Below are 22,013 nucleotides of genomic sequence, written 5' to 3'. Positions count from 1 at the left end.
CCGAGCCCCTCACTCCGCCGCCGCCCGCGCGGCGCGGCACTGGGCGAGAAGAGCCCGCAGCGCCGCCGGGCGCACCGGCTTGTTCAGCACTTCCATCTCCGTCGCCTTGGCCCCGTCGCGCACGCGCTTCGAACGGTCGGCGGTGATCAGCACCGCCGGCAGGCTCTGGCCGAGCTTCCAGCGCAGTTTCTTGGTCGCCTCGATGCCGTCGCCGGCGTCGAGATGGTAGTCGATCAGCAGCACGTCGGGCGGGGCGCGGCGCTCGCGCAGCATGGCGAGCGCCTCCTCGACGCCCGGTGCTTTCAGCACCTCGCAGCCCCAGCCATGGAGCAGCGTCTCCATGCCGTCGAGAATGGCCGGGTCGTTGTCGATGCACAGCACGCTAAGGCCCTGAAGCGTCGCCAGCGGCGCCGCCGCGCGCGGCGAAGGCGTCTCGCGGGCGGGCAGGGCCGGGGCGGCTGGCAGTTCGACGGAGAACACCGAGCCCTTGCCGGGCACGGAAGCCAGCGTGATGCTGTGGCCGAGGACGCGGGCGATGCGCTCGACAATGGAAAGGCCGAGCCCCAGCCCGCGCGCCACCCGCGCGCCTTCGTCGAGGCGCTGGAACTCCTTGAAGATGATCTTCTGCTTGGCCTGCGGCACGCCGACACCGGTGTCCAGCACCTCGATGCGCAGCTTTCCGCGCCGCCGCCGCACACCCACCAGCACCCGGCCGCGCGGGGTGTATTTGATGGCGTTGGAGACGAGGTTCTGCAGCAGCCGGCGCAGCAGCCGCCGGTCCGAACGCACGGCGGCCGAACTCGGCACGAAGGTGAGACGCAGTCCCTTCTCGGTCGCCATCGGCGCGAATTCGACATCGAGCTGGCGGAAGATCTCATCAAGGCGCAGCGCGGCGAATTCCGGCTTGTGGGCGCCGGCGTCGAGGCGGGAAATGTCGAGCAGCGCGCCGAGAATTTCCTCCACCGCTTCCAGCGAGGCATCGACATTGCGGGCGAGGCGGGCATCGTCGCCGCCCTCGGCGCGCTCGACCAGACTGGTGGCGTAGAGCCTGGCGGCGTTCAGCGGCTGCAGAATGTCGTGGCTGGCGGCGGCGAGGAAGCGGGTCTTGGAGATGTTGGCCTCGTCCGCCTCGGATTTCGCCTGCGCCAGCTGGGCGTTGAGGTTCTCCAGCGCCTTGGTGCGCTCGCGCACGCGCCGTTCCAGCGTCTCATTGGCGCGCTCCAGCGCCTCGGCGGCTTCCACGCTGGGGGTGATGTCGGTGAAGGTCAGCACCACCCCGCCATCCGGCATGGTGCTGACGCGCACCTCCATCACCACCCCGCGCGGGGCGAGCCGTTCTTGAAAGGCGACGTTGCGCCGGGCGTAGCGCGCGAGCTTTTCGCGCACGATTTCCTCCACCGGGCCGGGGCCGAACTGGCCGGCGACGGCGTTGAAGCGGATGATCTGGTCGATACCGACGCCGATGCGCAGGATTTCCGGCGGCAGGTCCAGCATCTCGCCGAATTGGCGGTTCCAGGTGACGAGCCGCAGGTCGCGGTCGAACACCGCGATGCCCTGGCGCACATGGTCGAGCGCGGTCTGCAGGATCTCGCGGTTGTACTGGATGGCGGCGGAGGCGTCGTCGAGCAGCTTCAGCGCCGCCTTGGTGGAGACGGTGCGCTTGCGCAGCATCAGCGACAGCACGAGCCGTGAGGAGGCGGCGCCGATGGCCGAGGCGAGCAGGTGCTCGGCATAGCGGATGAGCTGGAAATCCGCCTCGCGCCCCGGCTCCAGCGACACGCCGCGCATCGCCGCCACGCTTTCGAACGAGGCGCGGGTGCGCTCCTCGCCGAGATAGCGGGCGACGGTGGCGATGAGCTCGCCCACCGTCACCGGCGAGCGCCAGAGGCGGAAGCTCGGGGCGGAGGGGGCGTGCTCGCTCTGCACGAAAACGCTCGCCTGAAGACGCTCGATCGGGGTCGGCCGGCGGATCATCGAGGCGGCGAAGAACACCAGCACATTGACGGTGAGGCTCCACAGCACGCCGTGCACCAGCGGGCTCGCCTGCACGCCGAGAAGCGCCTGTGGCCGCAGCAAGGCGAGACCGAACGGACCCTCCGTTACCAGCGCCGGGCTGAACAGGCCGGCATCGACGAGGTTGGGCAGCAGCAGCGTATAGGCCCACAGCGCGATGCCGGCGGCGATGCCGGCCAGCGCGCCGAGCCCGGTGCCGCGCCGCCAGACGAGGCCGATCAGCAGCGCCGGCCCGAACTGGGCGACGGCGGCGAAGGACAACAGGCCGATCTGCGCCAGCTGCGCCTCGCCGGTGACGCGGTAATAGAGATAGGCCAGCAGCAGGATGGCGAAGATGGCGATGCGGCGCACGGTCAGCAGCCGGTGGCCCATATCCACATGGTCCGGCGCGGCGCCCGCGCGGCTCGCCTCGTCGCCGTCGCGCAGCCGGCGGCCGCGCACCATCAGCGGCATGAAGATGTCGTTCGACACCATGACGGCGAGCGCCACCGTCTCGACGATCACCATGGCGGTGGCGGCGGAAAGCCCGCCGACAAAGGCCACCAGCGACATGAGCTGCGCCCCGGCCGAGAGCGGCAGAGTGACGACATACATGTCGCCATCGATGAAGCCGGGCGGAAAGGCCACGAGGCCGGCCACCGCAATGGGGATGACGAACAGGTTGATCAGCACGAGATAGAGCGGGAACAGCCAGCGGGCGGTGCGGATCTCGCTCTCCGAGGTGTTCTCCACCACGGCGACATGGAACTGGCGCGGCAGCAGCAGGATGGCCAGCGCCGACAGCAGGGTCATCGCCGCCCAGCTGCCGAGGCTGAAACCGTCGGTCAGCACCGGCAGCACGCCCTTCTCGGCCGCCTTGTCGAACAGGTCCCACGGACCGGCGAACATGCCGAAGACCACGAACAGGCCGACCGCGAGAAAGCTCACCAGCTTGACGATGGATTCCGTCGCCACCGCTAGCATCAGCCCTTCCTGATGCTCGGTGGCGTCGATATGACGGGTGCCGAACAGCACCGCGAACACCGCCATCGCCACCGCGACAGTGAGCGCGAGGTCGCCCACCAGCGGGTAATGCAGACCGAGCCCGTCGAAATCGCCGAGCATGGCGAGCAGGGCGGCGGACACGGCTTTCAGCTGCAGCGCGATGTAGGGCAGTGAGCCGACAATGGCGACACCGGCCACCAGCGCCGCCACACCCTGGCTCTTGCCATAGCGGGCGGCGACGAAATCGGCGATCGAGGTGATGTTCTGCCCCTTGGCGAGCCGCACCAGCCGCAGCAGGAACGGCGTGCCCAGCGCGAAGATCAGGATCGGGCCGATATAGATGGTGAGGAAATTGATGCCTTGGGTGGTGGCAAGGCCGACCGAGCCGAAGAAAGTCCAGGAGGTGCAGTAGACCGCCAGCGAGAGCGAATAAATGTAGGGCCGCCCCTCGCGTCCGCGCCGCGGCAGGCGCCGGTCGCCGAAGCTCGCCACGGCGAAGAGGAAGCCGATATAGACGAGCGCGACGGCAATGATCGACCATGCCTGAAGCATGCACTCTCCCGGCGGCGAGGGGCCTTCGTCTTTATGCGCCGCGCCCGCCCGCGCCGGCAAGATGGGGCGCGGCGGCACCTGTCCACCACATGAGGTTGCCGCAAGGGTTGCCGGGACCAGCGGGGCGTATCACAGTGGCGCGGTCGGTCGGCAGTGCATCGGGGGTCGCATGAGCAAGGTTCTCACCGAATTCCGCGAATTCGCGGTGAAGGGCAATGTGGTCGATCTCGCCATCGGCGTGATCATCGGCGCCGCCTTCGGGCAGATCGTCTCGTCCATCGTCACCGACCTGTTCATGCCGGTGGTCGGCGCGGTGTTCGGCGGGCTCGACTTCTCCAACTATTTCGTCGGGCTCTCCCCCAATGTCACCGCCACCTCGCTTGCCGCCGCGCGCGAGCAGGGAGCGGTGTTCGCCTATGGCCACTTCCTCACCGTGGTGATCAACTTCCTGATCATCGCCTGGATCCTGTTCCTGGTGGTGAAGGGCATTAACCGGCTGCGCCGCAACGCCGCCAAGGAGCCGCCGGCGCCCGCGCCGCCGACCAAGGAAGAGGTGCTGCTCACCGAAATCCGCGACCTTCTGGCGAAGAAGGTCTGAACCGCGGCCCGCCGGCATCTACGGCCTTGGGAGGGCTGTGACGCGGGCGCGAGACCGGGTAGAAGCGCGCAATTGCGACGAGTACCGAACCTTATGACGACCTTCACCCGCCTTGCCATCGCCGATGTCGTTCTCGTCCAGCCGGTCCGCCACGGCGACGCGCGGGGCTATTTCTGCGAGACCTACAAGAAGCCGCAATTCGACGCCTTCGGCCTCGACATCGCCTTCGTGCAGGACAATGAATCGCTCTCGCGCGAGGTCGGCGTGGTGCGCGGCCTGCATTTCCAGACCCCGCCCATGGCGCAGGCCAAGTTGGTGCGGGCGGTGCGCGGGGCGATCTTCGACGTGGCGGTGGATATCAGGAAAGGTTCGCCCAGCTATGGCCGCTGGGTGGCGGCGACGCTGACGGCTGAAAAGGGCGAGCAATTGCTGGTGCCGCACGGCTTCGCCCACGGTTTCTGCACGTTGGAGCCCGACACGATCGTCGCCTACAAGGTCGACGCGCCTTATTCGCCGCCGCACGATGCGGGCATTCGCTGGGATGACCCGGACCTTGCCATCGACTGGCCGCTGGCGGCCGGGGCGGCGATCCTCTCGGGCAAGGACCGGGTAGCGCCGCTGCTGCGCGATTCTGCGAGCCCCTTCACCTTCCAGCCGGCAGAGGCGTGAGAGCATGAGCGCTTCCCTCCACGGCGTTCCCGCCCAGCGCGTCCTCGTCACCGGCGGTGCCGGATTCATCGGCTCGGCGGTGGTGCGCCGGCTGGTGCGGCAGGGCCGGCAGGTGCTGACCTATGACAAGCTGACCTATGCCGGCAATCTCGCCTCGCTGGGCGAGGTGCACAACCTGCCCGGCCACAGCTTCCTTCAGGCCGATATTTGCGACGGCCGCGCGTTCCGCGCCGCGCTGGCGGAGTTCCGGCCCGATCTGGTGATGCATTTGGCGGCCGAGTCGCATGTCGACCGCTCCATCGACGGGCCGGGCGACTTCATCCGCACCAACATCGTCGGCACCTACACGCTGCTGGAAGAGACGCTGGCCTATTGGCGCGGGCTCGACGGCGCGGCGCGGGGACGCTTTCGCTTCCACCATATCTCTACCGACGAGGTCTATGGCACGCTGGGCGCGGAAGGGCTGTTCCGTGAGGACACGCCCTATCAGCCCAATTCCCCGTACTCGGCTTCGAAAGCCTCTTCCGACCATCTGGTGCGGGCCTGGTTCCACACCTATGGGCTGCCGGTGGTGATGTCGAACTGCTCGAACAATTACGGGCCGTATCACTTTCCGGAAAAGCTGATCCCGCTCACCATCCTCAACGCGCTGGAGGGTGCGCCGCTGCCGGTTTACGGCAAGGGCGAGAATGTGCGCGACTGGCTCTATGTCGACGACCACGCGGCGGCGCTCGACCTCATCGCCACGCGCGGCCGGCTCGGCGAGAGCTACAATGTCGGCGGCAATAATGAGCGGCGCAATATCGACGTGGTACGCACCATCTGCGCCATCATGGACCGGGTGGTGCCGGATGCGAAAATCGGCCCGCGCGAGGGTCTGATCCGCTTCGTCACCGATCGCCCAGGCCATGACGCGCGCTACGCCATCGACGCCAGCAAGCTGACCACCGAGCTCGGCTGGGTGCCGGCGGAAACCTTCGAGAGCGGCATCGAGAAGACGGTGCGCTGGTATCTTGACAATCCCGTCTGGTGGGAGCCGCTGAAGGCGCGCTACGCCCGCCAGCGCATCGGGCTCGCCACATGAGCCGGCTTCTGCTCCTCGGCGCCGGCGGGCAGGTCGGCCGCGAAATCGCGTCGCAGGCGGCGGACGCCGGCCATGAGCTGGTGGCGCTCGACCATGCCGGGCTCGACATATCCGACGCCGCCGCGCTCACGCGGGCGCTGGCCACCGCCCGGCCCGAGGTGGTGATCAACGCCGCCGCCTATACGGCGGTGGACCGCGCCGAAAGCGAGCCGGAGCGGGCGCATCTCATCAATGCGGTGGCCCCGGGGCTGATCGCGCAGGCCTGCGCCGAACAGGGCGCGGCGCTGATCCACCTCTCCACCGACTATGTGTTCGACGGCACCAAGCAGGGCGCCTATGTCGAGACCGATCCCGTCGCCCCGCTCGGGGTCTATGGCGCCAGCAAGGAAGAGGGCGAGCGGGCGGTGCGCGCCGCGCTGGCGCGCCATCTCATCATTCGCACCTCCTGGGTCTACGGCGTCCATGGCGCCAATTTCCTCAAGACCATGCTGCGGCTCGCCGCCGAGCGCGACCGGCTGACCATCGTCGCCGACCAGCGCGGCTGCCCGACCGCCACGCGCGATATCGCCGACGGCCTGCTGGCCGCCGCGCCCCTGCTCGCCGCCGGCACGCTCGCACCGGGCACCTATCATCTCGCCGGCACCGGGGCGACGACATGGTTCGACTTCGCCACGGCCATTGTCGGGCGGGCGGGCCTGCATACCGGCCGCCATCCCGAGATCGTGCCGATCACGACAGCGGACTACCCCACCCCGGCGCGCCGCCCGGCCAATTCGGAGCTCTCCAGCGCGGCCTTCGCGCAGGCCAGCGGCTTCCGCGCCGCGCCGTGGCAGGACCGGGTGACCGAGGTGGTCGACGCGCTTCTGGCCTCGCCGGCCGGCTGATTGCACAGGATACGGAAACCTATGAAGGGCATCATCCTCGCCGGCGGTTCCGGCACGCGGCTTCACCCGATCACCCTCGTGGTGTCGAAGCAGCTGCTGCCGGTCTATGACAAGCCGATGATCTATTATCCCCTCACCACGCTGATGATGGCGGGTATCCGGGACATTCTGGTCATCACCACGCCGCATGACAGCCCGCTGTTCCAGAAGCTGCTGGGCGACGGGTCGCAGTTCGGCCTTCGGCTCAGCTACGCCGTGCAGGACAGCCCGCGCGGGCTGGCGGACGCCTTCATCGTCGGGCGCGACTTCATCGGCGACGATCCCGTGGCGCTGGTGCTGGGCGACAATCTTTTCTTCGGCCACGGACTGCCGGAACTACTCGGCAAGGCTGCGGCGCGCGAGACCGGCGCCACCGTGTTCGGCTACCCCGTCAAGGACCCCGAGCGCTATGGCGTGGTGGAGATGGGGCCGGGCGGCAAGGTGATCTCGATCGAGGAGAAGCCCGCCGTCCCGCGCTCCAATCTCGCGGTGACGGGGCTGTATTTCTACGACAACCGCGTGGTGGAGATCGCCGCCGGGCTGAAACCCTCGCCACGCGGCGAGATCGAGATCACCGATGTGAACCGCGCCTATATGGAGCGGGGCGAGCTCGACGTGCTGATGATGGGCCGGGGCTTCGCCTGGCTCGACACCGGCACGCCGGAATCGCTGATCGAGGCGGCGCAGTTCGTGCAGATCCTCGAAAGCCGGCAGGGCTTGCGCATCGCCTCGCCGGAGGAGGTCGCCTTCCGCGCCGGCTTCATCGATGCCGCGCAGCTGCGCGCGCTCGGCGAGGCGCAAAAGAAGTCGGCCTATGGCGCCTATCTGCTGCGCGTCGCGGAGGAAGCCGGCTGAGCGGGCGGCGCGATCCATCGCTTTTCGTCATCGCCGCTTCACCTCTTTGAATGAGGGCGCATCCGGCACCGGTTGTAGACTGGCGTCCCGCCCTCTCCCAGGTTTTCCCCATGTCCGCCGACGCCGCACCCCTCCTTCCCGCGCCCTCGCTGCTCGATCACATCCGCCCGCAGGCGCTGTCCCTGCCGGAGAGCGGCATTGTCGAGGTGATGAATTACGGCCGCCGCAAAGAGGGGCTGATCCCGCTCTGGGCCGGCGAGGGCGACCTGCCGACCCCCGCCTTCATCAGCGAGGCGGCGACGCGGTCGCTGGCGGCGGGCGAGACCTTCTACACCTGGCAACGCGGCATACCGGAGCTACGCGGGGCCATTGCCGGCTACATGCACCGGCTCTACGGCGTGGCCGACGATCCCGAGCGCTACTACGTCACCGGCTCCGGCATGCAGGCGATCCAGGTGGCGCTGGCGCTCACCCTCTCGGCCGGCGAGGAAATCCTCATACCCTCGCCCTCCTGGCCGAACGCGGCGGCGGCGGCCGAGGTGGTGGGCGCACTGCCGGTCTTCGTGCCCTTCTCCTTCGATGAGACGCGCGGATTCTGGCTCGATCTCGACCGGCTGGAGAGCGCGGTGACGCCGCGCACGCGGGTGATCTTCATCAACTCCCCGGCCAACCCGACCGGCTTCGTCGCCTCGGTGGACACGCTGCGCGGCGTGCTCGACATCGCGCGCCGGCATGGTCTGTGGATCGTCGCCGACGAGATCTATGGCCGCTTCTTCTACGACGCGGAACAAGGCGGCCCGGCGCTGGCGCCCTCCTTCCACGACGTGATGGCGGAGGACGACCGTATCCTCTTCGTCCAGACCTTCTCCAAGAACTGGGCGATGACCGGCTGGCGGCTCGGCTGGATCGAGGCACATCCGTCGCTCGGCCCCGTGCTGGAGAACCTGATCCAGTATTCCACCTCCGGTGTCGCCGCCTTCATGCAGCGGGCCGGCGTCGCGGCGCTGGAGCGCGGTGAGAGCTTCGTTGCCCACCAGATCGAGCGGGCGCGGCGCGGGCGCGACATCGTCGCCAAGGGGCTCGCCTCCTCCAACCGCGTGCGCTTCGCCACGCCGCCGGGCGCGTTCTACATGTTCTTCGGCGTCGAGGGCGAGCCGGACATGCGGAACCTCGCGCTCAAGCTGGTGGATGAGGCGGGCATCGGCCTCGCCCCCGGCACGGCCTTCGGGCCGGGCGGCGAGAGCTACATCCGCCTGTGCTTCGCCCGCGGCGAGGCGCAGATGACGGAGGCGACCGACCGGCTCGTGCGCTGGCTGCAGAAATGAGCTTCCGGCAGGGCCGGCGCCGGCAAAATCGTGCAACGGCCGGTTGCGGCGCGCGGGTGGCGGGAGCAGACTGAAATCATGAAGGATTTCGCCTCTCCACCGGCGCCGCCCTCCGCTTCGCCCGATACCCCGCCGCACCCGCCGACCGTGTCGGAGGCGCGGCTGCTGTCGGTGCTGGACACGGCGGCCGACGGCATCATCGTCATCGACGAGCATGCGCGCATCCTGATCTTCAACAAGGCCTGCGAGAAGATGTTCGGCATCGCCGCCGCCGAGGCGGTGGGCCAGAACGTCAAGCTGGTGATGCCGAGCGACTATGCGCGCCAGCACGACGCCTATGTCGGCAGCTATATCCGCACCGGGGTGAAGAAGATCATCGGCATCGGCCGCGAGGTGCAGGGCCGGCATGCCGATGGCACGGTGTTTCCGCTGGAGCTGTCGGTCGGCGAGGCGGCGACGCCGGACGGGCGGCAGTTCATCGGCATTCTGCGCGATCTGCGCCCGCGCAAGGAAAGCGAGCAGCGGCTCGCCGATCTGCAGAGCGAACTCGTTCATCTCGCCCGCGTTTCCGCCATCGACGAGATGGGCGCCGCCATCGCCCATGAGCTGAACCAGCCGCTCACCGCACTGATGCTCTATCTGCAGGCGATCCGCCGCGCCCATAGCCGCGGCGTCGATATCGTCACCGTCGTGGGGGATATTCTCGACAAGGCGGCGAATGAGGCCGAGCGGGCCGGCCACATCATCCAGCGCATGCGTCAATTCGTGGAGAAGCGCGACCCCGAGCGCCATGCGCGCGCGCTCGATCCGCTGATCGACGAGGCGATCGACCTGACCCTGCTCGGCCAGCGCCACCGCATCCGTATCGAGCGGGAGCCGGGGCAGAACCTGCCGCCGGTCTCGGTCGACCCGGTGCAGGTGCAGCAGATCGTGGTCAATCTGGTGCGCAACGCCATCGAGGCCGCCGCCGGCGCGCCCGATCCGGCGATCCGCATCCGCACCCTGGCCAGCGACGGCAGCGTCCGGCTGGAGGTACAGGACAACGGTCCCGGCATTGCGCCAGAGGCGCTGCCAAAGCTGTTCGAAGCCTTCGCTAGTTCAAAACGTCGCGGTATGGGGCTCGGCCTTGCGATTTCGCGGACGATCGCCCAGAACCACGGGGGAGACCTGCTGGTCGATCCCGGCGGCAATGGCAGGGGCGCGTGCTTCACGCTGGTGCTGCCGGCGGCGCCGGTGCCGGACGAGGTCGGGTGAGGAGAGCCGTGAATGGCACATCTGGGTGAGGTCTTCATCGTCGACGACGATCCGGCGGTGCGCGATGCGCTTTCTCTCGTGCTCAGCTTAGAGGGCTACCATGTGCGCGGCTTCTCCGACGGCGCGGCCTTCCTTGCCGTGGCGCGCGGCCATGTGCCGTCCTGCATCGTGCTGGACGTTCACATGCCCGGTCGCTCCGGGCTCGACATTCTGAAAGAGCTGGAAGCCGACCGCTACCCGGCGCCGATCTTCATCATTTCCGGCCAGGGCGACATTCCCATGGCGGTGGACGCCATCCGCCACGGGGCGCTCGACTTCATCGAGAAGCCGTTCGACGCCGACACCGTGCTGGAGCGGGTGCGCGACGCCATCGCCGCGCATGGACGGCGCGCCTCGGCCGAGCCGGGCGACCTGCTCACCGCACATTTCCCCGGCCATGACCTGCTCACCCCGCGCGAGCGGGAGGTGCTGGTGCAGATCGCCTCCGGCGCCTCCAACAAGGAGGCGGGCCGCACGCTGGGCATCTCGCCGCGCACCATCGAGGTGCACCGCGCCCGCATCATGGAAAAGCTCGGCGCCAAGAACGCCGCCGATCTCGTGCGCATCGTGCTGAAGGATATGCGCGACTGAGCCTCCGCCCGCGTCCCACGCCCGTGCACGACGCGGCCGTCTACGCATCCCTACGAATTGCTGATGCCGGCGCTCTTTCACACTGTCAGCGAAAACCGTGGGAGAGAGCCCTTGCGTGTTCACGTGGTCGAGGATGATGCCGGTGTGAGCGATTCGCTCGCGCTCATCCTGCGCAATATCGGCCACGACGTGGTCTCCCACCGCGACGCTGAAAGCCTGTTCAAGGGCCCGGTGCCGGAGGCGGGGGATACCGTGATCGTCGATCTCAGCCTGCCCGGCATACCCGGCGCGCAGCTGGTGCGCTGGCTGCTGAACCTCGCCGCGCCGCCGCGCGTGGTGGTCATCACCGGCCAGTCGCAGGGCTTCATCGACCATCAGCTGCGCGGCCTGGTGCCCGACGGGGTGATGCGCAAGCCGCTTGATGTCGACGCCATCGCCCGGGTTCTGCCGCACGGCTGAGGCGCGGGAATCGGCGTGCTGCCGAAACGTTGTTGGCGCGCTTCCGGAAAGTCACTTACGCAGCCCACCGAACTGTGCCGCCGCTCTTTGCCCTTTAGCCTTGCGCAAGATCAAAGGGGTGGAGCGAGACAGATGCGACAGATCATCGACGAACGCACCGGCGGCACTGTGCGCCCGCCCCATGGCACCGAAGCGCATTGCCCGACCATGCGGGTCGCCGCGCATGTCACCGTGCTGCATGAGGGCGATCCCGCCCGCCGGATCATGGAAGTGGTCGAGGGTGCGGTGATGCTGAGCAAGCTGCTGCCCGACGGGCGCCGTCAGGTGGTGGAACTGCTCGGCCCTGGCGACGTGTTCGGCCTCGCCCACAGCGATCTCTATGCCTGCTCGGCCGAGACGCTGACCCCCGCCACCATCAACACCCATGACCGCAGCGCGCTGGAGCGCGACCCGGTGCTCGCGGCCCGGCTGCTGCGGCGCTTCGAGGCGCAGCTTTGCGTCATGCATTCCCACGCACTGGTGCTGGGCCGCATGTCGGCGCTGGAGCGCGTCGCCTTCTTCCTGCTGCGGCTGATGCCCGAGGGCATGGTCGGCGGCACGCTGCACCTCTCGATGACGCGGCAGGAAATCGCCGATTTCCTCGGCCTGACGCTGGAGACGGTGAGCCGGGCCTTTTCCGAACTCAAGCGGCGTGGCCTCGTGGTGCTGCAACGGGCTGATGAGGTGCGTATTCAGGATCGCGGCAGCATGCGCCGCCTCGCCGGGGCGCTGTAGCCTTCGGATTTTCCAGCGAGCCGCCCTTCCAAGGGCGGCGACGCCCTCCAGCAACTGGCGCCCCTTTTGGGGCGCCTTTTCTTTTGGGGCATGTGCTGGCGGACCGAGCGTCGGCCGATCACACGGCGGCGGAATGGCGCGCGGTGGTCTGGCTCTGCAGCCGGTGGTCCAGCGCCGCCGCGGCGAGACGCACAAAGGGGCGCCCGCCGGGGGTCATGGCGATGCGCCCGCCTTCCAGCGTCAGCAGCCCGTCAGCGGCGAGACCGGCGAGGCGCGGCGCGGCCTCGGCCAGGGTCGAGGGGTCGAGATCGACTTCGAGGTCGCACATCAGCCGCTCGATCAGCGCGCCGCGCTGGCGGTCCTCCGGGGTGAAGGCGATGCCGCGCACCGTGGCGAAGCCGCCCTCGTCGATGGCGCGCATATAGGAGCCGGCATCCGGCGCGTTCTGGGTGAAACCCTGCGGAAAGCGGCTGATCGCCGAGGCGCCCATGCCGATGAGCACGTCTGCCTGGTCGGCGGTGTAGCCCTGGAAATTGCGCCGCAGCTGGCCGGACGCCGCCGCGCGCGCCAGCGCATCGTCGGCGCGGGCGAAATGATCGAGCCCCACCGCGACATAGCCATTGGCCAGCAGCACCTCGCGCGCCGCCTCCGACTGGTCGAGGCGTTCGGCGGCACCGGGCAGGGAGGCCTCGTCGATCATCTTCTGGTTGGCGCGCATCCACGGCACATGCGCATAGCCGAACAAAGCGAGCCGTTCGGGCGCCAGCACCGTGGCGAGCTGGGTGGTGCGGCGAATGTCGCGCTCGCTCTGGTGCGGCAGGCCGTACATCAGGTCGAGATTGATCGAGGAAATGCCGGCGTCGCGCAGCAGGCGCATGGCGCGCTCCACCGTGGCGAAGGGCTGGATGCGGCCGATCGCCTTCTGCACATGGACGCTGAAATCCTGCACGCCAAGGCTCACGCGGTCGACGCCCATGGCGGCGAGCGCGTCGGCGAGCGGCTCGTCGGTCTCGCGCGGGTCGAGCTCGAAGGCGTATTCGGCGAGGTGATCGAAGTCGAATCGCTCCGCGAGCTTTTCGCCGAGCCGGCGCAGCCGCTCCGGCCCCAGCAGGCTGGGCGTGCCGCCGCCCCAGGCGATGTGGGTGACGCGGCGCCCGCCGATGCGGTCGGCGACGAGGTCGATCTCGCGCTCCAGCCGGTCCGCATAGGCCGCCACCGGCTCGGGCCGTCGCGTCGCCTTGGTGGTGCAGCCGCAATAGAAGCACAGCGCCGGGCAGAACGGCACATGCAGGTAGAGCGAGACGCTCGCCTGAGCCGGCAGGACGGCGAGCCAGTCGGCATGCGCGCCGGCCCGTATCGCGCCGGTAAAATGCGGCGCGGTGGGGTAGGAGGTGTAGCGGGGCACGGCCCGCTCTGCATGGATGAGCGTTGCGTTATGCATGGAGAGGATTTGACCCCATCCGGCATTCGTCGCATTGATCCGCCGCAAATGTCGCCGCGTCGCGGGCTCTTGCGCAGGCCCTGCGGGCGTGCCCGGGGGCTCCCGTTCCCTGGTTGTGCCTGATGCCGCTTCCCGCCTTCGTGAAATCCCCCGCCCTCCGCCGCCACGCCTGGTATGTCGGCACGCTCGCACTCGCCTTCGCCGGCGGCGGCTTCTTCGCCTGGCTTGCCATGCCGGCGGGCTGGCTTTCCGGCGCGCTGGTGGCGACCGCGCTGGCCGCCCTGCTCGGCGCGCCGGTGGGGGTTGAGAAGAACACGCGGCTCGGCGTCTACATGATCCTCGGCACCTCCATGGGCTCGGCGATCACGCCGGAGACGCTGCGCGGCATCACCACCTGGCCGGTGACGATGGGCGTGCTGGTGGCCTCCGTGCCGGTCATGATGGTGGCGGTGATGTTCTATCTGGAGAAGGTCGCCGGCTGGGACCGGCGAAGCGCCTTCTTCGCCGCCGCGCCCGGCGCGCTCTCCACCGTGCTGGTCATGGCGGAAAGTTCCGGGGCCGATACGCGGCGGGTGGTGTTCGGCCAGTCGCTGCGGCTGTTCGTGCTGGTGGCGCTGCTGCCGGCGGCGATCGGCGGGCTGGGGCACGAGCCTTCCGGCACGCTGCCCATCACCCCCGTGGTGCCCGACATGACGAGCTTCCTCACCTCGCTCGGCGTCGGCATTTTCGGCGGGCTGCTCGCCGAGCGCAGCCGCTTTCCCGGCGGCGCCATGGTCGGGGCGATGCTGGCGAGCGCGCTGGTGCACGGCTTCGGGCTGATCGAGGGCCGGCTTCCCGACATTTTCCTCATCATCGGCTTCGTGGTGCTGGGCGCCAATACCGGCAGCCGCTTCGCCGGCACACGCGTGGCGACGCTGCGCCACTTCCTGGTGGATTCGCTGGCGGCGCTGGCGATCGCCACGGCGATCGCGCTGGCCTTCGCCGTGCTCGGCGCCTGGCTCTCCGGCGAGCCGCTGCCCAAGGTGCTGGTGTCCTATGTGCCCGGCGCGCTGGAAGCGATGACCATCATGGCCTTCGTGCTCGGCATGGACCCGGCCTTCGTCGCCGCGCACCATCTGATGCGCTTCCTCGGCCTTGCCCTGGCGATCCCGGTGATCGCTAGGCTGTTCTTCGGCCGGGCGGAAATCCCCTCCGAGAATGTCGAGATCGACACCACCGAGCCGAAGGACTGAGCGGAGCGCATTCTCCGCCGGAGCTTGGCCTTTCGCGGCGGATGACTCCGCCGGCGCTTTGCGTCTTGCGGCGGATGACCCCGCCGGAGCTTTGTCTTTCGTGGCGGATTACTCCGCCGCTTGCGCCCGCTTGACGAAACCGAGCCCGAGCCGGCTCCACACATCGCTCAGCGCATGGGCGAGATGGGCGATCAGCGCGTCGTCATGGAACGGGCCGGGGGTGATGCGCAGCCGCTCCGTGCCGCGCGGCACGGTGGGGTAGTTGATCGGCTGGATATAGATGCCGTGGTCCTGAAGCAGCATGTCGCTCGCCGCCTTGCAGGCCTCGGCGTCGCCGACCATGATCGGCACGATATGCGTATCGGTGACCATCTGCGGCAGGCCGGCGAGGTCCAGCGCCCGCTTGACCTTGGCGACCTGCGCCTGCTGGCGCGCCCGCTCGCCGCCCGAGGCCTTGAGGTGGCGCACCGACGCGGCGGCGGCCGCCGCCACCGCCGGGGGCAGGGCGGTGGTGAAAATGAAGCCTGGCGCATAGGAGCGCACCGCGTCCATCACCGCGCGCGTGCCGGTGATGTAGCCGCCGACCACGCCGAAGGCCTTGCCCAGCGTGCCCTCGATCACATCGACCCGCTGCATGACGCCGTCGCGCTCGGCGACGCCGGCGCCGCGCGGGCCGTACATGCCGACCGCGTGCACCTCGTCGAGATAGGTCATGGCGCCGTAGCGCTCGGCGAGATCGCAGATGGCGCCGATGGGGGCGACATCGCCATCCATGGAATAGATGCTCTCGAACACCACGAGCTTCGGCCGGTCGCCGGCGGCGCGCAGCAGCTCTTCGAGATGAGCGAGGTCGTTATGGCGGAACACCACCTTGTCGCGCCCGGCCTGGCGCACGCCCTCGATCATCGAATTGTGGTTGAGCGCGTCGGAGAGGATCAGGCAATTGGGGATCAGCTTCGCCAGCGTGGCAATGCCGGTCTGGTTCGACACATAGCCCGAGGTGAAGACGAGACCGGCTTCCTTGCCGTGCAGATCGGCGAGTTCGGCCTCAAGCTCCACGACGGCATGGCTGTTGCCGGAAATGTTACGGGTGCCGCCGGCGCCGGCGCCGGACTGGCGGGCGGTGGCGCACATCGCTTCCACCACATCGGGGTGGCAGCCCATGCCGAGATAGTCGTTCGAGCACCAGATGACGATGTCGCGTTCGCCCTGCGGCGTGTGCCAAATGGCGTGCGGGAAGCGCGCGGTGTCGCGTTCGATTTCGGCGAAGGTGCGGTAGCGACGCTCATTCTTGAGCGTGTCGACGGCATCCTGGAAGAAACGGGCGTAGTCCATGGCGCATCCCAACTGGGCGTCGCCGGCGAGCCAGCGAGGCACTGTGTCGGCACCATGAACTTTGGAGCGGTTCCGATCAACCCGGCAAAGCCCGGACGCGGCGATCGGGCGCGCCTATCGGAAAAGCGCCGCGCTCACGTCTGCGCGAGGGCGCGCACCTGCGCCAGGGTGAGCGGAAGCGTCCCCGAACCGTCGAAATAGACGAAGCGCAGCGTGCGCCGGCGCGAGGTCATGGCCGCCGGCAGCGGGTCGTAGCGGAAGCTGCCGCCGCCGAGATGCGGCATCACCGTGCCGACATCGGTGGTCTCCCCCGTCTCGACCCGCAACAGGCTGACGCGCGTGCCTTCCACGGTGACCGCATCGAACGGGATGCGGGCGAGGCGCAGGAAGCTGGTGGGGTCGCTTGCCGTGGCGAAGCCCTCGACGAAGGCCTTTTCCACGAGATCGAGATCGGCTTCGGGGTGTGAGTGTTCCTCCGGCTCCGGCCCGTGCGGCAGATGCGGCGTCTGCCACTGCGCCGCCGGGCAGGGCGTGTGCCCGTGATTATGGCCGTAAGAATGGGAGTGGGAATGCGCCTCGGAATGGGAATGGCTGTACCCGCCGGCGCCGTGGTCATGGATGTGATGGTCGTGGCCGCGATGCATGTTGGCTTTCCTTTGCTTCCCTCTCCCCGTCGGGGAGAGGTGGCCCGCGAAGCGGGTCGGTGAGGGGGCGGTCTGCCACCGTCGAAGACCCCTCACCCCAACCCTCTCCCCGTCGGGGAGAGGGAGGTTTGACCCTCAGAAACTCACCGGCTTGTCGATGATGTGCTTGTGCGCACCCAGCTTGCCATGGGCGATCATCGAGCCGAGCGCCTCCACCACCACGCGGGTGGCGAACAAAGCGGTGATGTCGGAGGTGTCGTAGGGCGGGGAGACCTCCACCACCTCCAGCCCGCACAGCCCTTCTGCCGCCACCAGGCCGAGGATCTTCAGCGCCTCGCGCGGCAGAAAGCCGCCGGGCTCCGGCCAGCCGGTGCCGGGCACGAAGCCGCAGTCGATGGAATCCACGTCGAAGGAGATATAGACCGCGTCGGCGTCCTTCCAGGCGAGTTCGAGCGCGATCTCGGCCGCCTTTTCCAGCCCGATCTTCTCGATATCGTCGATGGTCAGCACATTGGTGCCGCGCTTTCGCGCCTCCTGCACGCCGTAGCGCGGGACCTGCCAGCCGCCAATGCCGAGCTGGACGAGGTTCTTGGGCGAGACATTCGGCAGGTTCGTCGCCCAGTACCAGGGCGTGGTGTGCATGCGCTCGTCGAGATCCTTTTCCTGGATGTCGATGTGCCGGTCGAAATGGATGATGCCGATGCGCTTGGACGTGCACTCGGCGATGCCGCGCACGCAGGGAAAGCCGATGGAATGGTCGCCGCCCAGCATCACCGGCAGCGCGCCGGAGGAGAAGACGTGGCTCACGCCCTTGGAGATCTGGTCGAAGCTCTTCTCCAGGTTCGCCGGAATGGTGAACACGTCGCCGGCATCGCACAAAGTCATCTGTTCGCGCAGATCGACGCCCAGCTCGTAATTATAGGGGGTGTAGAGTGCCGAGATGCGGCGGATTCCCTGCGGCCCGAAGCGGGTGCCGGGGCGATAGGTGGTGCCGCTGTCGAAGGGAATGCCGAGCACGGCGGCATCGTATTTGCCGACATCGCGGACATTCTCGACATAAGGCGCCTTCATGAAGGTGTTGATGCCGGCGAAATGCGGCAGCTCGCCACGTGCGAAGGTCGGGATCGACTTGTCAGTGATGGAATCGGCGCCGGGCAGGCCCATGTCGAGCGCCCATTGCTGCTCCTTGCGCCAGCCATCCTCGGAGAGCCTTTCCTCCGCTTCCAGCGCCTTCCAGCCCTGCATGCCCCGGATTTCGAAATTGGGGTGGTGAAGGCGCTGGCGCTGCGGGGCGGGGGCGAGGCCGGCGAAGCGGCGGGAACGGGTGGGGGAGCGGCGCATGTCGTGTCTCCGTTCGTCGAAGGGCCTGACGGCCTTCGGGGGAGACCCCGGCGCGCATGCGAGAGGGTCTTCGCCGCGAACGCCGCCGCGCGAGCCTCCCGGGCTTTTGTCCCGCCGTGGACCGGGCACTGGCGGCGCGCCCGGCTGCCCCTCTCGGACCAGCGCGCCGCAACCAGGCGGCGCCGGAACCCTAGGGACATTTGGCCAGAGGTTAGAACGGTCCGCCGTCCCGTCAAAGCCCGTATGGCAGGCAGTTGCACGGGCACGGTGCCGAGATTTTCGGCGCCGCGGCGCCGTCGCTTACGTTACTTGGTGCCGAAGATGCGGTCGCCGGCGTCGCCGATGCCGGGCACGATATAGCCGTGGTCGTTGAGGTGGCTGTCCACCGCCGCCGTGTAGACCGGCACGTCGGGATGGGCGTCGTGCAGCGTCTTCAGCCCTTCCGGCGCGGCGATCAGGCAGACGAACTTCACCGACTGGCAGCCGGCCGCCTTCACCTCCGACACCGCCGCCGCCGCGGAATTGCCGGTGGCGAGCATGGGATCGAGCACGATGGCGGTGCGCTCGGAAATGTCGCGCGGCAGTTTCAGATAATATTCCACCGCCGCCAGCGAGACCGGGTCGCGGTAGAGCCCGACATGGCCGACGCGGGCGGCGGGCAGGATTTCCAGCATGCCCTCCAGAATGCCGCCGCCGGCGCGCAGCACGGAGACGAGGCACAGCTTCTTGCCGGCGAGGATCGGCGCCTGCATCGTGGTCAGCGGCGTTTCGATCTCGATCGTCTCCGTCGGCATGTCGCGCGTCACCTCATAGGCGAGCAGCATGCTGATCTCGCGCAGCAGCAGCCGGAACTCATTCGCGGGGGTGCGCGAGCGGCGCATCAGCGTGAGCTTGTGCTGGATCAGCGGGTGATCGACGACGACGGTGTTCGACGGCAGGGCGGCTTTCGGGCTGGTGGGGGCGTTCATCTCGGCGTCGTCCTCGCATGGTACTCAGGCGCGGCACGGTGCCCGCCCCCGTCACGGAACTCACATTAGCGCGAAATCCGATTCAAGAAACGGACCATCCTGTCCGTTTTTTCGCGGCGAGCCGCACCGCCCCCCTTGCGGAGGCGGCGTTTTCACGCTCACATAGGTTGCTTCCAGGACGCCGGCGATGTCCGCCGGACTTGAAGCGAGCCAATTATGTCCGTCAATGCCAGTGCAGGCGGTCGTTCCCGCAACCACATCGTCCTCACCTCCCATGGCGCGCCTACCGGCGTCGCGGCCGATGGCCCGGCGCTGAACTGGGGCGCGCCCGATCCGGCCCTGCGCGGGCCCGTGGTCGCCACCCTCACCGATCCCAAGCGGCGCAACGCCATCGGCACCCATGCCGGCGGCTATTCGGTCTATCGCGCGCTCGCCATCGCCGCCGGCGCGCTGCCGGCGGACTTCAGGGCCGACCTCACCAATACCGCGCCCTCCGACATCATCGGCCCACACCCGCAATGGGGTGATGCGACGAAGATCGTCTCGCTCGACCCGTTTGGCCACATGATCGGCGAGGCCTTCGGCAGCGAGGTCGCGGCCGGGCTCGATGTGCGCCCGAGCATCGCCATCACCCGCGCCCATATCGACATGCCGGAAATCCGCGACGCGCTGCGCGCCGGGCGGCTGAGCATCGACGGCGACATTATCGGGCCGAAGGGCGATGTGCGCGTGACCAAGGCGGCGATCGAGCCGGTTTGGTACCTGCCGGGCATCGCCGAGCGCTTCGGCGTTTCCGAGGGCGCGCTGCGCCGGGCGCTGTTCGAGCACACGGGCGGCATGTTCCCGGAACTCGTCACCCGCGGTGACCTCAAGGTCTTCCTGCCGCCCATCGGCGGCATGACGCTCTATCTGTTCGGCGACCCGTCGAAGATCGGCGACGGCGTCACCCCGCTCGCCTGCCGGGTGCATGACGAGTGCAACGGTTCGGACGTGTTCTCCTCCGATATCTGCACCTGCCGGCCCTATCTCGCTCATGGCATCGAAATGTGCGTGGAGATGGCGCAGAAGGGCGGCACCGGCCTCGTGGTCTATAACCGCAAGGAAGGGCGCGCGCTGGGCGAAGTCACCAAGTTCCTCGTCTACAATGCCCGCAAGCGGCAGGAGGGTGGCGACCTGCCCGAGACCTATTTCAAGCGCACCGAATGCGTCGCCGGCGTGCAGGACATGCGCTTCCAGGAGCTGATGCCGGACGTGTTCCACTGGCTCGGCATCTCGAAGATCGACCGCTTCGCCTCGATGAGCGACATGAAGTTCAACGCACTCGCCCGCGCCGGCATCGAGGTGGTGGAGCGCGTGCCGATCCCCGCCGATCTGATCCCGCCCGATGCCCGCGTCGAGATGGAGGCGAAGGTCTCTGCCGGCTATTACGGCGTCGGCTTCGACAGCCGGTTCGAGGAGACGCAGGGCCGGGGGCTGGAGGAGTAAGGCATCCGTATCTCCCAAGCCACGTCATCCTGAGGTGCCCGGCGCAAGCCGGGCCTCGAAGGATTGTCATCGCCGAGCCGCCTAAGCGAGCATCCTTCAAGGCTCGCTGCGCTCGCACCTCAGGATGACGTCGCGCCGGGGCGGACGTCGGAGAAAGAATGTACCGCATGACTCCGCCCCAGAGCGTTCCCCCCGAACTCGCCGCCCTGCGCTCGCCTGCCGCCGTGCGGGCCCGCAGCCACCAGGTGCTCGACCATGTGCGGGAGGGCCGCTCGCCGCATTTCACCGTCGATCTCGCCGCGCTCGACGCGGTGGCCGACTATGTTGCCGAGGTGACGCGGCAGGACTATCCCAGCCTCGACATTCCCTATCACAGCCGCTGGCGGCACTTCGATGCCGGCGGGGTGGCGCGGTGGGAGGCGCTCGCCCCCCGCCTTGAGGGCGCCGACGCTGCCGAGCGGGCGCGCACCATGATCGACCTTGCCGTGGTCAGCGTGCTGCTCGACGCCGGGGCTGGGGACGCCTGGCGTTATCATGAGCAAGAGACCGGACTTTCCATCGGCCGCTCGGAAGGGCTGGCGGTGGCGAGCCTCGACATGTTCGTGGCCGGCGGCTTCTCGGCCGATCCCGACCGGCCTTTGCGCGCGGATGCCTCCACGCTGATCGGTCTCGATGCGGCGACGCTCGGCCGGTTCTTTCAGGTGTCGGAGCAAAATCCGCTCGTGGGTCTCGCCGGCCGGGCGGCGCTGCTGAACCGGCTCGGCGCGGCGGTGGCGGCGCGGCCGGACATTTTCGGCCCGAGTGGCCGGCCCGGCGGCCTCTATGACACGCTCGCCCCGCAGGCGCGGATCGGCCGGCTGCCGGCGGAAGCCATCCTCAAGGCGCTGCTCGACGGGCTTTCCGTCATCTGGCCATCGGGCCTGGAGGTGGCGGGAGTGGCGCTGGGCGATGTCGGGCGCCATCCGGCGGTGCGGGTGGCGGATCGCTCCGACCAGCTCGTGCCGTTCCACAAGCTGTCGCAATGGCTGACCTATTCGCTGCTGGAGCCGTTCGAGGCCTCTGGCCTCGCCGTCACCGATCTCGACGCGCTGACCGCCTTGCCGGAATACCGCAATGGCGGGCTGCTGATCGACCTTGGCGCGATCGTGTCGCGCACGCCGCTCGATCCCGCGCACAAGCACGAGGTGTCGTCGGAGTTGGTGGTCGAGTGGCGGGCCCTGACCGTGGCGCTGATGGATCTGCTCGCCGACCGGGTGCGCGAGCGGCTGGGGCTCGACGCCTCGCAATTCCCGCTCGCCAAGCTTCTGCAGGGCGGCACCTGGATGGCGGGACGCCGCATTGCCGCGGAACGGCGCCCGCCCGGCGGCCCGCCGCCGCTCGCCATCGACGCCGACGGCACGGTGTTCTGAGCTTTTCGTCATCCCGGACGGCCGAAGGCCGACCCGGG

The 22,013-nt window shown here is 68.6% G+C and carries 19 protein-coding genes and 1 riboswitch; of the genes, 13 read left to right on the top strand and 6 right to left on the bottom strand.

All coding sequences use genetic code 11. From position 1 onward, the window contains the following. Positions 1-9: 9 nt before the first annotated feature. Entirely contained in the window at positions 10-3,549 is a 3,540-nt protein-coding gene (locus ACO07Z_RS09540; protein ID WP_421698508.1) for a PAS domain-containing hybrid sensor histidine kinase/response regulator, read from the bottom strand. Positions 3,550-3,718: 169 nt separating this feature from the next. Here ACO07Z_RS09540 and mscL point away from each other — a divergent pair, with 169 nt between their 5' ends. The 10 genes from mscL (at position 3,719) to ACO07Z_RS09490 (ending at position 12,120) form a co-directional block, all read left to right on the top strand. Next, a complete protein-coding gene (gene mscL, locus ACO07Z_RS09535) occupies positions 3,719-4,147 on the top strand; it encodes a large conductance mechanosensitive channel protein MscL (RefSeq protein ID WP_244378929.1) in 429 nt (142 codons plus the stop codon). 93 nt (positions 4,148-4,240) lie between these two features. Then, entirely contained in the window at positions 4,241-4,816 is a 576-nt protein-coding gene (rfbC, locus tag ACO07Z_RS09530; RefSeq protein ID WP_421698507.1) for a dTDP-4-dehydrorhamnose 3,5-epimerase, read from the top strand. A 4-nt stretch (positions 4,817-4,820) separates the two neighbouring features. Then, on the top strand, positions 4,821-5,900 hold the full coding sequence (gene rfbB / locus ACO07Z_RS09525) for a dTDP-glucose 4,6-dehydratase (protein ID WP_421698506.1): 1,080 nt from the start codon (positions 4,821-4,823) through the stop codon (positions 5,898-5,900). Continuing rightward, on the top strand, positions 5,897-6,784 hold the full coding sequence (gene rfbD / locus ACO07Z_RS09520; RefSeq protein WP_421698505.1) for a dTDP-4-dehydrorhamnose reductase: 888 nt from the start codon (positions 5,897-5,899) through the stop codon (positions 6,782-6,784). Before rfbB ends, rfbD begins: the two co-directional genes overlap by 4 nt. Before the next feature lie 21 nt (positions 6,785-6,805). Then, positions 6,806-7,678, top strand: a complete 873-nt coding sequence (gene rfbA / locus ACO07Z_RS09515; protein WP_421698504.1) for a glucose-1-phosphate thymidylyltransferase RfbA — start codon at positions 6,806-6,808, stop codon at positions 7,676-7,678. Positions 7,679-7,788: 110 nt separating this feature from the next. Beyond that, positions 7,789-9,003 carry a pyridoxal phosphate-dependent aminotransferase gene (locus ACO07Z_RS09510; RefSeq protein ID WP_421698503.1) on the top strand — a complete coding sequence of 405 codons (1,215 nt, stop codon included), beginning with the start codon at positions 7,789-7,791 and terminating at the stop codon, positions 9,001-9,003. Positions 9,004-9,081: 78 nt separating this feature from the next. Then, entirely contained in the window at positions 9,082-10,257 is a 1,176-nt protein-coding gene (locus ACO07Z_RS09505) for a two-component system sensor histidine kinase NtrB (RefSeq protein WP_421698502.1), read from the top strand. Positions 10,258-10,269: 12 nt separating this feature from the next. Continuing rightward, positions 10,270-10,887: a response regulator transcription factor gene (locus tag ACO07Z_RS09500; protein WP_244378919.1), complete on the top strand. Its 618-nt coding sequence runs from the start codon at positions 10,270-10,272 to the stop codon at positions 10,885-10,887. A gap of 111 nt (positions 10,888-10,998) precedes the next feature. After that, positions 10,999-11,346: a response regulator gene (locus ACO07Z_RS09495; RefSeq protein ID WP_421698501.1), complete on the top strand. Its 348-nt coding sequence runs from the start codon at positions 10,999-11,001 to the stop codon at positions 11,344-11,346. A 132-nt stretch (positions 11,347-11,478) separates the two neighbouring features. Beyond that, a complete protein-coding gene (locus ACO07Z_RS09490; protein WP_421698500.1) occupies positions 11,479-12,120 on the top strand; it encodes a Crp/Fnr family transcriptional regulator in 642 nt (213 codons plus the stop codon). Between the two features lie 118 nt (positions 12,121-12,238). On the opposite strand, the gene hemN is transcribed toward ACO07Z_RS09490, so the two are convergent. Then, positions 12,239-13,561 carry an oxygen-independent coproporphyrinogen III oxidase gene (gene hemN / locus ACO07Z_RS09485; protein WP_421698499.1) on the bottom strand — a complete coding sequence of 441 codons (1,323 nt, stop codon included), beginning with the start codon at positions 13,559-13,561 and terminating at the stop codon, positions 12,239-12,241. 122 nt (positions 13,562-13,683) lie between these two features. Here hemN and ACO07Z_RS09480 point away from each other — a divergent pair, with 122 nt between their 5' ends. Then, complete coding sequence (locus tag ACO07Z_RS09480; protein ID WP_421698498.1) at positions 13,684-14,793, top strand: AbrB family transcriptional regulator; 1,110 nt, start codon at positions 13,684-13,686, stop codon at positions 14,791-14,793. 108 nt (positions 14,794-14,901) lie between these two features. On the opposite strand, the gene hemA is transcribed toward ACO07Z_RS09480, so the two are convergent. The 4 genes from hemA to upp form a co-directional block, all read right to left on the bottom strand. Continuing rightward, a complete protein-coding gene (hemA, locus tag ACO07Z_RS09475) occupies positions 14,902-16,128 on the bottom strand; it encodes a 5-aminolevulinate synthase (RefSeq protein WP_421698497.1) in 1,227 nt (408 codons plus the stop codon). A 134-nt stretch (positions 16,129-16,262) separates the two neighbouring features. After that, a complete protein-coding gene (locus ACO07Z_RS09470) occupies positions 16,263-16,772 on the bottom strand; it encodes a hypothetical protein (RefSeq protein ID WP_421698496.1) in 510 nt (169 codons plus the stop codon). A 135-nt stretch (positions 16,773-16,907) separates the two neighbouring features. After that, positions 16,908-18,113, bottom strand: a complete 1,206-nt coding sequence (locus tag ACO07Z_RS09465; protein WP_421698495.1) for an agmatinase family protein — start codon at positions 18,111-18,113, stop codon at positions 16,908-16,910. 93 nt (positions 18,114-18,206) lie between these two features. Then, positions 18,207-18,318, bottom strand: a riboswitch (guanidine-I (ykkC/yxkD leader). A 100-nt stretch (positions 18,319-18,418) separates the two neighbouring features. Then, positions 18,419-19,081 carry a uracil phosphoribosyltransferase gene (gene upp / locus ACO07Z_RS09460; RefSeq protein ID WP_307019117.1) on the bottom strand — a complete coding sequence of 221 codons (663 nt, stop codon included), beginning with the start codon at positions 19,079-19,081 and terminating at the stop codon, positions 18,419-18,421. A gap of 216 nt (positions 19,082-19,297) precedes the next feature. On the opposite strand from upp, the gene ACO07Z_RS09455 reads away from it, so the two are divergent. Both ACO07Z_RS09455 and ACO07Z_RS09450 read left to right on the top strand, forming a co-directional pair. Next, positions 19,298-20,566 carry a GTP cyclohydrolase II gene (locus tag ACO07Z_RS09455; protein ID WP_421698494.1) on the top strand — a complete coding sequence of 423 codons (1,269 nt, stop codon included), beginning with the start codon at positions 19,298-19,300 and terminating at the stop codon, positions 20,564-20,566. A gap of 167 nt (positions 20,567-20,733) precedes the next feature. Then, entirely contained in the window at positions 20,734-21,975 is a 1,242-nt protein-coding gene (locus ACO07Z_RS09450; protein ID WP_421698493.1) for a URC4/urg3 family protein, read from the top strand. The last annotated feature ends 38 nt before the right edge of the window (positions 21,976-22,013 follow it).

This window comes from Ancylobacter sp. (genome assembly GCF_965229075.1).
In the GTDB taxonomy this organism is placed as follows: domain Bacteria; phylum Pseudomonadota; class Alphaproteobacteria; order Rhizobiales; family Xanthobacteraceae; genus Ancylobacter.
Note: the sequence above shows the minus strand (reverse complement) of the source record. Positions and strands in the feature narration are given on the sequence as shown.

Bases quoted from the DNA above. Each gene is read 5' to 3' on its own strand.
- ACO07Z_RS09540 (WP_421698508.1), bottom strand. From the start codon at position 3,549: ATGCTTCAGGCATGGTCGATCATTGCCGTCGCGCTCGTCTATATCGGC.
- mscL (WP_244378929.1), top strand. From the start codon at position 3,719: ATGAGCAAGGTTCTCACCGAATTCCGCGAATTCGCGGTGAAGGGCAAT.
- rfbC (WP_421698507.1), top strand. From the start codon at position 4,241: ATGACGACCTTCACCCGCCTTGCCATCGCCGATGTCGTTCTCGTCCAG.
- rfbB (WP_421698506.1), top strand. From the start codon at position 4,821: ATGAGCGCTTCCCTCCACGGCGTTCCCGCCCAGCGCGTCCTCGTCACC.
- rfbD (WP_421698505.1), top strand. From the start codon at position 5,897: ATGAGCCGGCTTCTGCTCCTCGGCGCCGGCGGGCAGGTCGGCCGCGAA.
- rfbA (WP_421698504.1), top strand. From the start codon at position 6,806: ATGAAGGGCATCATCCTCGCCGGCGGTTCCGGCACGCGGCTTCACCCG.
- ACO07Z_RS09510 (WP_421698503.1), top strand. From the start codon at position 7,789: ATGTCCGCCGACGCCGCACCCCTCCTTCCCGCGCCCTCGCTGCTCGAT.
- ACO07Z_RS09505 (WP_421698502.1), top strand. From the start codon at position 9,082: ATGAAGGATTTCGCCTCTCCACCGGCGCCGCCCTCCGCTTCGCCCGAT.
- ACO07Z_RS09500 (WP_244378919.1), top strand. From the start codon at position 10,270: ATGGCACATCTGGGTGAGGTCTTCATCGTCGACGACGATCCGGCGGTG.
- ACO07Z_RS09490 (WP_421698500.1), top strand. From the start codon at position 11,479: ATGCGACAGATCATCGACGAACGCACCGGCGGCACTGTGCGCCCGCCC.
- hemN (WP_421698499.1), bottom strand. From the start codon at position 13,561: ATGCATAACGCAACGCTCATCCATGCAGAGCGGGCCGTGCCCCGCTAC.
- ACO07Z_RS09480 (WP_421698498.1), top strand. From the start codon at position 13,684: ATGCCGCTTCCCGCCTTCGTGAAATCCCCCGCCCTCCGCCGCCACGCC.
- hemA (WP_421698497.1), bottom strand. From the start codon at position 16,128: ATGGACTACGCCCGTTTCTTCCAGGATGCCGTCGACACGCTCAAGAAT.
- ACO07Z_RS09470 (WP_421698496.1), bottom strand. From the start codon at position 16,772: ATGCATCGCGGCCACGACCATCACATCCATGACCACGGCGCCGGCGGG.
- ACO07Z_RS09465 (WP_421698495.1), bottom strand. From the start codon at position 18,113: ATGCGCCGCTCCCCCACCCGTTCCCGCCGCTTCGCCGGCCTCGCCCCC.
- upp (WP_307019117.1), bottom strand. From the start codon at position 19,081: ATGAACGCCCCCACCAGCCCGAAAGCCGCCCTGCCGTCGAACACCGTC.
- ACO07Z_RS09455 (WP_421698494.1), top strand. From the start codon at position 19,298: ATGTCCGTCAATGCCAGTGCAGGCGGTCGTTCCCGCAACCACATCGTC.
- ACO07Z_RS09450 (WP_421698493.1), top strand. From the start codon at position 20,734: ATGACTCCGCCCCAGAGCGTTCCCCCCGAACTCGCCGCCCTGCGCTCG.